The sequence below is a fragment of the Arthrobacter sp. Soil736 genome, assembly GCF_001428005.1.
In the GTDB taxonomy this organism is placed as follows: Bacteria; Actinomycetota; Actinomycetes; order Actinomycetales; family Micrococcaceae; genus Arthrobacter.
In genome coordinates this window covers 173,486-186,538 of record NZ_LMSB01000056.1, presented here as the reverse complement: position 1 = coordinate 186,538, position 13,053 = coordinate 173,486, and the positions used below count along the sequence as shown (strand labels likewise).

Genomic DNA, 13,053 nt, shown 5'->3' with positions numbered 1-13,053 from the left:
GCTTAGTGGGGCCGGGTCACCGTTCTCTGTTGTGACGACGACGCCGCCTTGCCGATCAGATCCAGGGTTGCGTAGGCCACGCCCCAGGACACTGTCACGCCGGAACCGCCATGGCCGTAGCTATGTATGACCGAGCGTTCCTCCTCGTCCCGGAGTTCCAGTCGAATGAGGTGCCGCCCGGGGCGCAGCCCAACCCTGCTGCCCAGAAACGTTCCCTCTGCGAGCCCCGGGAATAACCTCACGGCAGAGTCCATGATTCTGTGTTCGGTTTCCCTGTCCGGAAGCAGACTCGTTGCTCCGATCTCGGCGGTTCCGCCGCAGATAATCTCATTGGCGCGGGGGATGACATAAGTGGAGCCGGCCGGGTTGGCGTCGTCGATGATCCACTGCTCTATCGACGCGTTCCCGATGCGGGCGACTTGCCCGCGTACGGGGTAGAGGCCATCGTCACTGTGCAGGCCATGGCTTTGCAGCCCCGTTGCCAGGACAACGACCGCGTCTTGGTCAGCCGCCTCGGCGAGGGACTGCACCAGGCGCCATGCCCACTTCACTCCCAGCGACGTGCACTGCTGCTGCAGCCACGGGAGGTATATGGACATGGTTGCAATCGGCACGGTGCAGACTGTCCCGCCAGCGGCACCCTCCGGTACCTCGTCCGCACGGGCGGGTCGGTTGCCGGCAACGGTCGCCGCCCACCGGAGCGGCGCGGTTCCCGCACGGTGTACGACGATGCCTTCACGCATCTGCACACCCGCTTCCGGCACAGTAGCCGCGAGCCCGGCAAGTACCTCGAATGTGGTGGCCGCCCACGGTCCGATCCAGGTCGCTGGTTCCGCATGGTAAGGGGCCCAGATCGCGGCCGCTACCGAGGAAACCGTTTCTTCGGGGCGGTTCGCCGCCACGACCGTGACTTTATGGCCCGCCCGGGCTGCCACAAGGGCTGTGGTGAGACCGATGACGCCCGCACCCACTACAACCACCGCAGGACATGGGGTGCTCATCCCTTGGTTTTCAGGGCCGTTGCCTCGATTTCGAACCTGAAGGGTCCGACGAGGCCAGCCACGATGGTTGTTCGAGCCGGTTTGTTTCCCGGAAACCAGTTGATGTATTCGGCATTGAATTCGGCAAGCTGGCTGGCATCGGTTAGTACACAAAATGTCCGGACAACGTCAGCCATGGAGCATTCTCCTGCTCGGAGGACTTCCTGGAGGTTACGACAGGCTTGTCGCACCTCGTCGGTGAAAGACTCCGGCACCGTGCCTTCGACGGGCTCAAGACCGACCTGCCCGGATGTCAGGACGAACTGGTCAGTGGCGACGGCCTGGGACAGCACGGGCAGGCCCGGGGCGTCGGAGGTGTGAACAATACTTGCTTGCGGCAATGAGACTCCTATGTTGGGGCAGGGCGCAGGCCATGACATGGCCTAACAGCGACAACTAAGTTCTGAAACGGCGAAGAGCGGGTCAGGGTGTGAGCGAGACCACACGTCAACGACTTCGTATGATCTTTCCAAGTTGCACGCGGGGCGCCAATGACACGCACGCCAATTGAGCCCGGCAAAATGTTTACGAAAAACCATCTCGGCGGAGTTGGTGGCGGTTCCACCTTCTGCCCTTGGCGAAGCGGGGATCGCCGCTATCTCTGCGGCGAAAACATATCGGAAATCTAGCCGGCGGAAGAGCCCTCGGCCCCGGAGGTGCTTTGCCGCACCACGAGTTCCGGAGTGAAGATGACCGCGCGGTGGTGCGGCTGCGCCGAATCCGTTGTGTCCAGCTCCTCGGCCAGCAGCTGGATGGCCGTCCGTCCCAGGGCTTCCGTGGGCGGCCGGAAGGAGGATAGCGGCACCACTGCAGACACCGCGAAGTCGATGTCGTCATAGCCGATCAGTGCGATGTCCTCGGGAATCCTGAGTTTGTGCATCATGGCCAGGGACTGCATGACGCCGAGGGCCAGCAGGTCATTGGCGCACCGTCCGGCAGCTGGCCTGCGCTGGGGCTTCGACGCCCTGTTCGCCGAGGTCCTCGCGGGCCTCGCGGCGGCCGGACGCGTCGCCGCGGAGCGCGGGGAGCACCTCATGAGCATCGGCATCGACACCTGGGCGGTGGACTACGGCCTGGTCAACGCCGCCGGCGCACTCATGGCGCAGCCGTTCAGCTACCGTGACGAACGCAGCCGCGCGGCCGTGGCCGGAGTGCACCGGCACTTGGACGAGTCCCGGCTTTACGCCACCACGGGGCTGCAGTTCCTGCAGTTCAACACCATCTACCAGCTCGCCGCAGAACGTGAACTGGACGGGCTGCAGGCGCTGCTCATTCCTGACCTGATCGCGTTCCTGCTCACCGGGCAGCGGCCCACCGAGGCCACCAACGCCTCCACCACAGGCCTCTTCGACGCCGTGGCGGGGGAGTGGGCCACCGAGTTTTTCACGGCCCTGGGGCTGCCGAAAAACCTGTTTCCGCCGCTGGTCCAGCCCGGTGAAACCATCGGCACGCTGTTGCCCGGGATCGTCGAGCGGACGGGGCTACCCGCGAATACCAAGGTGGTGGCGGTCGGCTCGCACGACACCGCCTCCGCCGTCGCGGCTGTCCCCGCAGAACAGGGAAACTTCGCGTACATATCCTCGGGCACGTGGTCGCTCGTGGGAGTTGAACTGAACCATCCCGTCCTCACCGAGGCCAGCCGGGCGGCGAACTTCACCAACGAACGCGGCGTGGACGGCACCATCCGGTACCTGCGCAACGTCGGCGGGCTCTGGCTGCTCAGCGAATGCCAGCGAACGTGGGCGCAGGAAGGCTACCGGCCCGCCTTGGAAGAACTGCTGGACGCCGCAGCCGTACTGCCCCCGGGCGGGCCGCGGATCAACGCAGACGACCCCGCGTTCATCGCCCCGGACAACATGCCCGAGCGTATCCGCGCCGCCGTCCGGAACATCGGCAACGTCCTGCCGGACGATCCGGCGCACATCGTCCGCTGCATTCTGGACAGCCTTGCCGCCGGCTACGCCCGGACCATCTCCGAGGCCGGACGGCTCGCGGACGTTGCCGTCGATACCGTGCACATCGTCGGAGGCGGCTCGCAGAACCGGCTCCTGTGCCAGCTCACTGCGGAAGCCACCGGCAAGCGCGTGATCGCCGGACCGGTGGAAGCCACGGCCCTCGGCAACGTACTGGTGCAAGCCCGCGCCGGCGGCGCCCGCGCCGGCGGCGCCCTCGCCGGGGGCATGGCCGAGCTGCGCGCCCTGGTGCGCGCATCACAGTCGCTGGACAGCTTCCAGTCGTCGCTGGTCTGAGAGGCGGGGCACGCGGCACGCAGCCGCACTGAGACACAGTCCTCAACATGGCGTCGTGGCGGCTGGAATCCCGGGTGCCCGCCTGACAGGATCACGGAAACGAACACCACCCCGATCCAGAGAACGGAAAACCCATGCCCCTCTTCGATCTCCCGCTGGAACAGCTGCGCGGTTACACATCCGGCGTCACGGTCCCCGCCGATCTTGACGCCTTCTGGGACCGGACCATCAGCGAATCCCGGGAGTTCCCCCTGGACGCCGTCTTCGAGCCGGTGGACAACTACCTGGCCGTGATCGACACCTTCGATGTCACGTTCGCCGGCTACGGAGGCTCCCCGGTCAAGGGCTGGCTGCACCTCCCGGCGAACAGGGAGGCCGGAACCCGGCTGCCCGCCGTCGTGCAGTACGCCGGCTATTCCGGGGGCCGCGGCCTGGCAAACCAGGACACGAAGTGGGCCCAGGCAGGCTATGCGCACTTCATCATGGACACCCGCGGGCAGGGCTACGGGGGAGCCGTCGGCCAAACCGCCGATCCTCACCCCTCGGCCGGCGACGTGGCCCACGCGGGGCTGATGACGCGCGGTGCCGGCAGCCGCGAGGACTACTACTACCGCCGCGTGTACGTGGACGCCTTCCGGGCCGTCGAGGCCGTGCAGGCGCACCCCGACGTCGATGCCTCGCGGGTTGTGGTCGCGGGGGTGAGCCAGGGCGGCGGCATCGCGGTCGCCGTCGCCGGGCTGACTGCCGGAAGGCTCGACGGCGTCATCGCCGCACTGCCGGACGTCCCGTTCCTGCAGGACTTCCCCCGCGCCATCGACATCACGCCCCGCGGACCCTACACCGAGATCGCCGCGTTCCTGGGCCGGCACCGCGAGCTATACGAGCCGACGCTCGCCGTGCTGAACTATTTCGACGGCGTCAACCTGGGCCGCGCCGCGACGGTCCCGGCGCTGTTCTCGGCGGCGCAGATGGACGATGTCTGCCCGCCCTCCACCGTCTTCGCCGGCTACAACGCCTACGGGACGGACGCCGGCGGAGGGGCATCCAAAGACATCGACGTCTACCGTTTCAACAACCACGAAGGCGGGCAGGAGCATCACTGGATCCGGCAGCTGCAGTTCCTGCGCAAGCTGCTGGGCTAAGACGAAAGTTCCGCGATCCCCACCGCACACCCCAACTAGGTAGCAGCAGGTGTCGTTTTGGCGGCTCAAAACGACACCTGCTGCCACCTAGTTGGGTCAGGGAGGGCGACAAGTGGGATGAGGGGCGTCACGCGGAGTTTTGTGACGCCCCAGTTTGCGGACGGTGCGTTCGGCCGTTATGGTCTTGGCTATGACTAACCGTTGGTATGCGTATTTTTCGTTGGCTCTGGAGGGGCCCGCGTCTAACTGACACGCATCCAACTTTCCTTCAGAGCCAACAGGGCAGAGATCATTCTCTGCCCTTCGCCATTTCTCCGGCGGGTTCTGATTTGGGCCCGCTCCGCACCACCCGGAACAGGACCCGCAAATGAGCACCGCAGCCACCGAAACCCAGCAGCCGACGTCTAAACAGCCGGCATCGAAGCAGCCCGCGTCGCAGCAAACAACGTCGAACCTGAGGGTCAGTGAGTTCACTGCGCTGCCCACTCCGCAGGAGATGATCGCGGAACTGCCCCTGGACGCCCGCGTGGCGGACGTCGTCGAACGCGGCCGGGATGAAGTCCGCGCCATCATGGACGGCGTGGACGACCGCCTGCTGGTGATCGTGGGCCCGTGCTCCATCCACGACCCCAAGGCCGGCCTCGAATACGCCCGCCGCCTTGTCAGCCAGGCCGAGAAGCACAAGGAAGACCTGCTGATCGTGATGCGCGCGTACTTCGAAAAGCCGCGCACCACGGTGGGCTGGAAGGGCCTAATCAACGATCCTCGCCTCGACGGAACGCACGACATCGCCGGCGGCCTGCGCGCCGCCCGGCGTTTCCTGCAGCAGGTCACGGCACTGGGACTGCCGGCCGCCACCGAGTTCCTCGAACCGATCAGCCCCCAGTACATGGCGGACCTGGTGTCCTGGGGAGCCATCGGCGCCCGGACCACGGAAAGCCAGATCCACCGCCAGCTCGCCTCTGGGCTCTCCATGCCCATCGGCTTCAAGAACGGGACCGACGGCGACCTCCAAGTTGCGGTCGACGCCTGCAGCGCCGCTGCGGCCGCTCAGGCTTTCCTGGGGATCGACGGCGACGGCCGGGCCGCGCTCGTGGCCACCGCGGGAAACCCGGATACGCACGTAATTCTTCGCGGCGGGCGCAAGGGTCCCAACTACTTCGCGGCCGACGTCGAGGCGGCGTCAGCCAAGCTCGCTGCCAAGAACCTGAACCCGAGGCTGATTGTGGATGCCAGCCACGCCAACAGCGGCAAGAGCCACCACCGCCAGGCCGAGGTTGCGCTCGAAATCGGCGCCCAGCTCGAGGGTACGGGCGAGGCGGCAGGTGCCATCGCCGGCGTCATGCTGGAAAGCTTCCTGGTTGGCGGGGCCCAGAACCTGGATGTCGCCGAACATGCCGCGGGACGTTCCAGCCTGGTCTACGGCCAGAGCGTGACCGACGCCTGCATGGAGTGGGATGTGACGGCTTCGGTGCTGGAACAGCTTGCTGCTTCGTCGCGGAAACGCCGGGCTTTCACAATGGCCCCGTGAGCCTCTAGAGTAACTAGCACACGGTTGTTCGATGGCTCAGCATCGGCGCACCGAAGACAAATTGGGGTCGCCGCAAGTTGCTGAGAGCAAAGGAATATGGGAAATGTCCGCAGAGTCGAACTTCTCGAACGCCAAGTTCTTGACCGTGGCCGAGGTGGCTGAGCTTATGCGTGTCTCCAAGATGACCGTGTATCGCTTGGTCCACTCCGGGGAAATGCCCGCGGTCCGGTTTGGCCGGTCCTACCGGGTTCCGGAGAGCGCCGTCGAGCAGTACCTCAAAGGCGCTGTTGTCGACGGACACTCGGATACCGCGTAAAAGCCGGCGCTCGGCTGTCCGCACGGTCTTCATGGCCGATGCAGCCGCCTTGGGGGCGGCTGCAGGTCATGGGACGGGGCCGGTCAGTAGGTGCTCCGGATAAGCGGTACCCTGTTAAAGAACGTTTTACGTCATTGTAAGAATCTGTCAGTTGTTTCAGTCTGTTGCTTAGTCCACGGACCTTCTCCATCAGACAGGTACTGCATCTAGTTTGTAAGGAACTTTCGTGGGTTCAGTTATTAAGAAGCGTCGCAAGCGTATGGCCAAGAAGAAGCACCGCAAGTTGCTTCGTAAGACGCGCCACCAGCGCCGCAATAAGAAGTAGAGATACTTTCTACGCGTCAATGCCCGCCCCTTTCGAGGGTGCGGGCATTTTTGCGTTCCGGGGGACGCCTACGGCGTTTCCCGACACGGAACGTGCCTCGTGACGCGCAAATTTCCCGGCGACGCGGGAATTCAGGTGTCCTCAGGGATTTTGCGCGTCGCGGGGAAGGGAGGGCGTCAGATCCGCGGGCCGCGGAAGCGGGAGTAGCCGCGCCAGAGGCCGTAGATGGCTCCGCCCGCTGTGGCTGCCTTGAGGCCCAGCGTGGCGGCGCGGCGGCCGGAGCGGAAATCGTAGACCGGCCAGTTGTGCTCGCGGGCGTGCTTGCGCAGCCGGGCGTCCGGGTTGATGGCCACGGGATGGCCCACGAGGGTGAGCAGCGGGATGTCGTTGTACGAGTCGCTGTAGGCCCAGCACCGTTTGAGCTCCAGGCCTTCGGCGTCGGCGATGCCCTGGACCGCAACGGCCTTGGCAGCCCCGTGCAGGATGTCGCCCACGAGTCGCCCGGTGTAGAAGCCGTTCCTGATCTCACCCACGGTTCCCAGGGCGCCGGTGAGGCCCAACCGCGTGGAGATGACGGTGGCCACTTCGATCGGAGTGGCGGTGACCAGCCAGACCTTGCGCCCCACCCGCAGGTGCTGCTCGGCCAGGGCTTTTGTGCCTGGCCAGATCCGGGAGGCGATCATCTCGTCGAAGACTTCCTCGCCCAGGGCTTTGATGTCCTCCTCCGTGATGCCGGCCGCGAGGGTCAGTGCGGAATCCCGCACCGCGTGGACATCGTCCATGTTCTCGCCGCGGAGCACGAACTTAAACTGCTTCCACGCCATTCCGGCAGCTTGAGGAAGGGTGAATGCACCGCGTTGATGCATTTTCCGGGCCACGTGAAAAAGGCTGGCGCCCTTCATGAGGGTGTTGTCGACGTCGAAGAACGCGGCCTCGCCGCGCTGCTGCGGTGCAACCGGCTGCTGGACCACAGCGACGTACTTCTCCTCGGGCATGCCACTGAGTCTAGTCAATGCAGGGGAAGAGCCCGGCCGACGGGCCGCTGCCGCGATACCGTTGAAGCATGGCAAACCCCGACGTCGTCCTCCTCACCAAAGCTGACTGTCACCTCTGCGCCGCGGCGCGCGACGCCGTCGGGCGGGTTACTGCCGCCCTGGGACTTGAGTGGACGGAGCGGTCGGTGGACAGCGACGACGCCCTGCGGGAGCAATATGCGGAGGAGATCCCGGTGGTGTTCGTGAACGGAATCCAGCGGGATTTCTGGAAGATTGACGAAGCCAGGCTGGACCGGGTCCTGCGTCAGGCGATGGCGGGGCAGTAGCCCGTTCCGCGCAATGGCACCGGCTTTGTTGACATAAGTGATGGGGATCTAGAGTGGACTCACAACGCGACGCAATGGAGCAGACAGTGACTTCGCTCGATTCACCACCCCAGGCCGTGCCCGGGGACACCGGAGCTGCCGGAAAGCAGATTCCGCCTGCGGCCGTGGCCCGGCTGACCATCTACTTGCGCGCCCTGAACACCCTGATGGCTGAGGGCACCGAGCGCGTCTCCTCCGAATCGCTGGCCGAGGCATCGGGCGTCAGCTCGTCCACGCTTCGCAAGGATCTGTCCCACGTGGGGTCGTACGGTACGCGCGGCGTGGGCTATGAGGTCCAGTACCTGAGCCGTCACATTGCCGCCGCGCTGGGACTGACGCACGATTGGAAGGTCGCGATCGTCGGCGCCGGTAACTTGGGCAAGGCGCTCGCCCGGTACGGTGGATTTGAATCCAGGGGCTTCGACGTTGTGGCCATTTTCGATGCCGACCAAATGGTGGTGGGCAATGAGGTTGGCTGGCTCCGCGTCAGCGATGTGGCCGACCTTGAGCCGGTGCTGGAACGGACCGGCGCCAACATGGTGGTTCTGGCCCTGCCCGCCGCCGTGGCTCAGAGCGTGTGCGACCGCGTGGTGGCGGCCGGGGTGCACAGCATCCTGAGCTTCGCGCCCGTGATGCTCCAGGTCCCGGAAGGCGTGAACCTGCGCAAGGTGGACATGGCCACGGAGCTGCAGATTCTGGCCTACCACGCGCAACGGGCGCAGACCCCCGGTCAGCCGGAGTAAATCCGGCCTTCCTGGAATCCACGCCCGTCAGCTGGCTGCGTGCGAGTGCTTAGCGGCCGTGCCTCGCGGCAGAGCCTGGCAGCCGAGCCTAGCGGCCGTAAGGGCCGCCTGGCTGCGAGTACGGGTTGGCGAACGGCTGGGGCTTCTGGAAGTACGGTGCCGACGCAGGCAGGTACAGCATCACAATCGCGGCGATGCCTACGAGGGCCACCAGCGTGTTCAGGCCAAGGGGGAGGACGCTGAACACGGACAGCGCCGCAAAGACCGTTCCCAGGATGCGGGCCCAGTTCTTGCCCTTGCGGACATTGAAGGCCACCAGCGCGTAGAGCCCCGCTCCGATCAGGGCGAAGACCACCATGGTTCCGATGATGAAGCCCTTGACGTCGTCGAATGCCACGTTCTGGCCGCTTCCGCGGAGCTGTTCTTCAAACGTGCTGCGCATGACGGGATCATCCAGCGTTGGAATCGTGAGCAGAACCGACAGAACCGACAGGACGCCGGCGCCGATGATCATCCAAAAGGAAGTGTTCACAAGCTGCGGAACACCGGCTGCGGTTCCGCCGCCCTGCGGCTGCTCCGACGGGTAACCGTACGGGGACTGGCCGTAGGGTGACTGACCGTACGGGGACGGGGCGGACGACTGCTGACCGTACTGGGGCGCACCCTGACCGTACTGAGGTGCGTTCTGACCGTACTGCGGCTGCTGCGGTGCACCCTGACCGTACTGCGGTGCACCCTGACCGTACTGCGGGGCGTTCTGCCCGTACTGCGGTGCGGGCGGGGTGTTCTGCCCGTACTGCGGCTGCTGCGGTGCGTTCTGCCCGTACTGCGGAGCGGGCGGAGTGTTCTGGCCGTACTGCGGAGCATCCTGGCCGTAGCGGGGCTGCGCGCCGCGTGCTTCCGTACCGTCCTGGCTCGGCTCGTGGGAGTTCGGCTCGCTGGGGTTTGTGGGTACTGGAGGAGTGCTCATGAGCGTTCCTTTGCGTGTTGACGTCGGGATCGGCCACCGGGTTCAGAAGCCTGCCCTGCCCCCAGCATGGTTCACTTCCACCGTACCCCTCTACGGGCACCGTGAGGATCATTCCGCAGAGGTATTCGTGCGGCGCGTCTGGGCGCCCGGAGGCCGGATCAGAGACCCTCATTGAGGCGTTTCAAACGAAGCCCGACGGCGCATCACGCACTGCTTCCGACGTCGCCTCGAGCGGCGCATGGCAGGCAGCCGCCGACGTCGCTTGCCGCGGTGACCTTCACTGCAAATCAGGTGGAGCCCCGTGCGGCGGCAAACCAGTTCTGCGAGTTAGGCACCCACATGAGCACGGTTGCGACCAGGCTGACCAGGAACCCCAGCCAGTTGCCGTCCTGGCCACCGGCGAAACTCGAATTGATGACCGCCAACAGCAGCGATACGCCCGCGACAATCGTCAGCGCCATCCGGGCCCACTCCCGGCCTTCCTTCATCTTCATCGCAAGGACAATCTGCGCAGCCGCCACCGCAAGTGCCACGAGCACCAGCAACAGCACCAAGATGGCCAGGCCGGGCAGGATCGCAAAGAGCACCAGCGCCCCGAACAGCCCGATCACTCCGCCCAAAAGTCCGAGCAGGCCGCCGATGACCCAGACCCAGTAGGACACTTTGAGCTCCGTGGGGAGACCCATGACGTCGAAGATGCCCGAGAAGCCGCCGTTGGGCATGACCTCGTAGAAGCTGCGCGGCCGGTCGGCTGGCATCGAGAAGCGTCCGGCGCCGGCCGGTTGCCCTGCCTGCCAACCCTGTTGTCCTGAGGGCTGGCCGTCCTGGTGTCCGGTGTCCTGCCCGTACCCATGCGCCGGTTGCGCGCCGTCGGGCGACCCCGGCGGCTGGTAGCCTGCGGGCGGCTGCTGTCCTGCCGGTGGCTGTGGCCCGGTTGGCTGCGATGCCGCTGGTTGCTGTCCTGCGGGAGGCTGAGCCCCGGCCGGCTGCTGTCCTGCGGGCGCGGGGTGGTCCTCAGGCGGCGGCTCGGAACCCGGCTGCTGAGGCTGCGGTTCATCGCTTGGGTTGCTCATGGCTCTCACTGTAGACCCGCGATTTGGCGAATTCTAGGAGGTTTCGGGCCATGTCCCGGCCTCTGCAGAACCCGTGTCTGGGAGACGGATCTTGTGTCCGGAAAGCTGCGCCGAAGCCAGCTCCGAAAGCTACCCCGAAAGCAGCCCCGCAGGCAGCACCGCAGGCGCAAGCCCTGGGCCCACGGCAACGCCGACGCCCCGCCCATGGAGGGCGGGGCGTCGGCGTCGTCGTACTACTTGGCTATAGAACCTAGCCGCGCAACCTACGCTGCGGGGGCGATGAAGGCCAGTTCCAGGTTGATGGCAACCTTGTCGCTGACCAGCACGCCGCCGGCTTCGAGTACGGCGTTCCAGGTCAGGCCGAAGTCCTTGCGGCTGATGGTGGTTTCTGCGGAGACGCCGGCGCGGGTGTTGCCGAACGGGTCCACGGCCACGCCGTTGAATTCCGTCTCGAGGGCCACGGGGCGGGTGACACCCTTGATGGTGAGGTCGCCCTGGAGCTCGTAGCCGTCGCCCGTGGCAACCAGACCGTTGGAAACGAAGGAGATTTCCGGGAACTTCTCGACGTCGAAGAAGTCTTCGCCGCGGACGTGGCCGTCACGGTTCACGTCGCCGGAGTCGAAGCTCGCGGTCTGGATGGTGGCGTTGATCCGCGAGTCAGCGACGTTCTCGGCGAGGTCCAGGGTTGCGGCCGCGTCCGTGAACTGGCCACGGACCTTGCTGATGCCTGCGTGCCGGACGGTGAAGGCGATTTCGCTGTGCGAGTTGTCGAGGGTCCAGGTGCCGGGGGTGACGTTGGTGGGAAGTGCCATGATGGTTCTCCTTGAATCTGTGGACGAAGCGGGATTTTCTCCGGTTGAAGCTTCATTTGTTGAAGTATCAACCAACTGCTGCATCCAGTATAAACATGCGTTTGCATCTTTTATTCCATCGCCGGGGAACATTTTGAAAAACTCCTGAGTTCTACTAGATGTAGAAGATTTCAGATCGTCCGACATCTTTGAGAAACTGGTACACATGCCCCAAGCCACTGTTCATTTGCTCCGCCACGGCGAGGTCCACAATCCCGAGGGCGTCCTGTACGGCAGGCTGCCTGAGTTCCACCTCTCCGAGCTTGGCCAGCAGATGGCGCAGACCCTCGCGGAGCATTTCCGCGACCGCGTATCCCAGGGTGCAAAGATTGTCTATCTGGCGGCCTCTCCGCTGATCCGCGCCCAAGAGACGGCGGAGCCCACGTCCCGGGCACTCGGCCTGGAGATCCACACCGACCCCCGCATCATCGAGGCTGAAAACCGCTTCGAAGGCATCAAAGTCACCAAAGCCGAGCTGCTCAAGCCCCGCCACTGGCCCAAGCTGGTGAACCCGCTCAGGCCCTCATGGGGCGAGCCGTACAAGGAGCAGGCCGCCCGCGTGAGGGAAGCGGTCCAGGACGCCCGGGCCAAGGCAATAGAACTCGGCGGCGACGGCGCCGAGGCCATCATGGTCAGCCACCAGCTTCCCATCTGGGCCACCCGGCTCAGCGCCGAGGGCAGGCCCCTCTGGCATGACCCCCGCAAGCGCGAGTGCACGCTGACCTCACTCACCTCCCTGACTTTCGACGGCGACGGAACCCTCCTGCGCGTCGAGTACAGCGAACCGGCCGCAGCCCTTCTGCCCGGCGCCTCCACCACCCCCGGAGCCTAACCATGCCCAACAGCCCCATAAGTTCCCGGCGCAGCGTTCTGGCCGCCGGCGGCCTAGCCCTGACAGCGCTCACGCTGGGGCTGTCCGCGTGCGCGCAGGAAGACGCCTTGGCGAAGCAGGCCAAGGCCGGGGACAACAAGAACTATGTGGCCGGCGACGGCTCGGTGACTGAATTCGCCGCGGCCGACCGCAAGTCCGCCGTCGACATCCAAGGCACTCTTTTTGACGGCACCGCCGTAACGGCCAAGGACTTCCTGGGCAAGGTGACGGTGCTGAACTTCTGGTTCGCTGCCTGCGCGCCCTGCCGCGTGGAAGCACCGTCCCTCGAGGCCCTCCACCAGGAGTTCAAGGGCAAAGGCGTGCAGTTCTTTGGCGTGAACCTGCGCGATGAGAAGGCCACGGCCGACGCCTTCGACAAGACCTTCGGCCTCACCTACCCGAGCTTCAACGACAAGGACGGCGCCGTGCTGCTGGCCGTGTCCGGACTCGTTCCCCCGGGTGCTGTCCCCACCACGCTCGTGGTGGACAAGCAGGGCCGGGTGGCTTCGCGCGTGCTGGGGGAGATCCAGAAGGGCACCCTCAAGGCCCTCATCCAGTCCGCCGTGGCAGAGTAGCGGCGGT

Annotated in this window: 15 protein-coding genes and 1 pseudogene; 9 read left to right on the top strand and 7 right to left on the bottom strand. The window is 65.5% G+C overall.

The annotated features are described in order from the left end of the window. Nucleotides 1-2 precede the first annotated feature (2 nt). The 3 genes and pseudogenes from ASG92_RS24180 to ASG92_RS24170 all read right to left on the bottom strand — a co-directional run. Nucleotides 3-1,001, bottom strand: coding sequence for an FAD-dependent oxidoreductase (locus tag ASG92_RS24180; protein WP_082579707.1), 999 nt, complete (start codon nt 999-1,001; stop codon nt 3-5). Then, complete coding sequence (locus ASG92_RS24175; RefSeq protein ID WP_056634562.1) at nt 998-1,381, bottom strand: RidA family protein; 384 nt, start codon at nt 1,379-1,381, stop codon at nt 998-1,000. The genes ASG92_RS24180 and ASG92_RS24175 overlap by 4 nt, the downstream gene beginning before the upstream one ends. Before the next feature lie 284 nt (nt 1,382-1,665). After that, a pseudogene (locus tag ASG92_RS24170) lies at nt 1,666-1,968 on the bottom strand (substrate-binding domain-containing protein); the annotation flags it as partial. Here ASG92_RS24170 and ASG92_RS24165 point away from each other — a divergent pair. The 5 genes from ASG92_RS24165 to ASG92_RS27845 all read left to right on the top strand — a co-directional run bounded on the left by ASG92_RS24165 (nt 1,883) and on the right by ASG92_RS27845 (nt 6,603). Further along, nucleotides 1,883-3,289 carry a rhamnulokinase family protein gene (locus ASG92_RS24165; protein ID WP_240987288.1) on the top strand — a complete coding sequence of 469 codons (1,407 nt, stop codon included), beginning with the start codon at nt 1,883-1,885 and terminating at the stop codon, nt 3,287-3,289. The pseudogene ASG92_RS24170 and the gene ASG92_RS24165 sit on opposite strands and share 86 nt — an antisense overlap. Nucleotides 3,290-3,423: 134 nt before the next feature. Beyond that, entirely contained in the window at nt 3,424-4,431 is a 1,008-nt protein-coding gene (locus ASG92_RS24160) for an acetylxylan esterase (protein ID WP_056634555.1), read from the top strand. A gap of 367 nt (nt 4,432-4,798) precedes the next feature. Beyond that, entirely contained in the window at nt 4,799-5,962 is a 1,164-nt protein-coding gene (locus ASG92_RS24155; protein WP_056634550.1) for a 3-deoxy-7-phosphoheptulonate synthase, read from the top strand. Nucleotides 5,963-6,065: 103 nt separating this feature from the next. After that, nucleotides 6,066-6,278, top strand: a complete 213-nt coding sequence (locus ASG92_RS24150) for a helix-turn-helix domain-containing protein (protein WP_056634547.1) — start codon at nt 6,066-6,068, stop codon at nt 6,276-6,278. A 226-nt stretch (nt 6,279-6,504) separates the two neighbouring features. Continuing rightward, a complete protein-coding gene (locus ASG92_RS27845; RefSeq protein WP_003792170.1) occupies nt 6,505-6,603 on the top strand; it encodes an AURKAIP1/COX24 domain-containing protein in 99 nt (32 codons plus the stop codon). A gap of 176 nt (nt 6,604-6,779) precedes the next feature. Here ASG92_RS27845 and ASG92_RS24145 read toward each other — a convergent pair whose 3' ends face one another. Then, nucleotides 6,780-7,598, bottom strand: a complete 819-nt coding sequence (locus ASG92_RS24145) for an HAD-IB family hydrolase (RefSeq protein ID WP_056634544.1) — start codon at nt 7,596-7,598, stop codon at nt 6,780-6,782. 68 nt (nt 7,599-7,666) lie between these two features. Here ASG92_RS24145 and ASG92_RS24140 point away from each other — a divergent pair, with 68 nt between their 5' ends. Next, nucleotides 7,667-7,924 (top strand): glutaredoxin family protein, encoded by a 258-nt coding sequence (locus ASG92_RS24140; protein WP_056634541.1) that lies wholly within the window; start codon nt 7,667-7,669, stop codon nt 7,922-7,924. 86 nt (nt 7,925-8,010) lie between these two features. Further along, a complete protein-coding gene (locus ASG92_RS24135) occupies nt 8,011-8,706 on the top strand; it encodes a redox-sensing transcriptional repressor Rex (protein ID WP_056634538.1) in 696 nt (231 codons plus the stop codon). Nucleotides 8,707-8,794: 88 nt separating this feature from the next. Here the strand turns inward: ASG92_RS24135 and ASG92_RS24130 are convergent, their stop codons facing one another. The 3 genes from ASG92_RS24130 to ASG92_RS24120 all read right to left on the bottom strand — a co-directional run bounded on the left by ASG92_RS24130 (nt 8,795) and on the right by ASG92_RS24120 (nt 11,561). After that, entirely contained in the window at nt 8,795-9,676 is an 882-nt protein-coding gene (locus ASG92_RS24130) for a hypothetical protein (protein ID WP_056634534.1), read from the bottom strand. Between the two features lie 287 nt (nt 9,677-9,963). Beyond that, nucleotides 9,964-10,434: a hypothetical protein gene (locus ASG92_RS24125; RefSeq protein WP_240987280.1), complete on the bottom strand. Its 471-nt coding sequence runs from the start codon at nt 10,432-10,434 to the stop codon at nt 9,964-9,966. Nucleotides 10,435-11,012: 578 nt separating this feature from the next. Further along, entirely contained in the window at nt 11,013-11,561 is a 549-nt protein-coding gene (locus ASG92_RS24120; protein WP_056634532.1) for a YceI family protein, read from the bottom strand. 205 nt (nt 11,562-11,766) lie between these two features. Here ASG92_RS24120 and ASG92_RS24115 point away from each other — a divergent pair, with 205 nt between their 5' ends. Next, nucleotides 11,767-12,432 (top strand): histidine phosphatase family protein, encoded by a 666-nt coding sequence (locus ASG92_RS24115; protein ID WP_056634530.1) that lies wholly within the window; start codon nt 11,767-11,769, stop codon nt 12,430-12,432. Nucleotides 12,433-12,434: 2 nt separating this feature from the next. Continuing rightward, complete coding sequence (locus ASG92_RS24110) at nt 12,435-13,046, top strand: TlpA disulfide reductase family protein (RefSeq protein ID WP_056634527.1); 612 nt, start codon at nt 12,435-12,437, stop codon at nt 13,044-13,046. Nucleotides 13,047-13,053 lie beyond the last annotated feature (7 nt).

Excerpts from the sequence above, each read along its gene's own strand:
- ASG92_RS24180 (WP_082579707.1), bottom strand. The coding sequence starts at position 1,001 with ATGAGCACCCCATGTCCTGCGGTGGTTGTAGTGGGTGCGGGCGTCATC.
- ASG92_RS24160 (WP_056634555.1), top strand. The coding sequence starts at position 3,424 with ATGCCCCTCTTCGATCTCCCGCTGGAACAGCTGCGCGGTTACACATCC.
- ASG92_RS24155 (WP_056634550.1), top strand. The coding sequence starts at position 4,799 with ATGAGCACCGCAGCCACCGAAACCCAGCAGCCGACGTCTAAACAGCCG.
- ASG92_RS24150 (WP_056634547.1), top strand. The coding sequence starts at position 6,066 with ATGTCCGCAGAGTCGAACTTCTCGAACGCCAAGTTCTTGACCGTGGCC.
- ASG92_RS24145 (WP_056634544.1), bottom strand. The coding sequence starts at position 7,598 with ATGCCCGAGGAGAAGTACGTCGCTGTGGTCCAGCAGCCGGTTGCACCG.
- ASG92_RS24140 (WP_056634541.1), top strand. The coding sequence starts at position 7,667 with ATGGCAAACCCCGACGTCGTCCTCCTCACCAAAGCTGACTGTCACCTC.
- ASG92_RS24130 (WP_056634534.1), bottom strand. The coding sequence starts at position 9,676 with ATGAGCACTCCTCCAGTACCCACAAACCCCAGCGAGCCGAACTCCCAC.
- ASG92_RS24125 (WP_240987280.1), bottom strand. The coding sequence starts at position 10,434 with ATGCCAGCCGACCGGCCGCGCAGCTTCTACGAGGTCATGCCCAACGGC.
- ASG92_RS24120 (WP_056634532.1), bottom strand. The coding sequence starts at position 11,561 with ATGGCACTTCCCACCAACGTCACCCCCGGCACCTGGACCCTCGACAAC.
- ASG92_RS24115 (WP_056634530.1), top strand. The coding sequence starts at position 11,767 with ATGCCCCAAGCCACTGTTCATTTGCTCCGCCACGGCGAGGTCCACAAT.
- ASG92_RS24110 (WP_056634527.1), top strand. The coding sequence starts at position 12,435 with ATGCCCAACAGCCCCATAAGTTCCCGGCGCAGCGTTCTGGCCGCCGGC.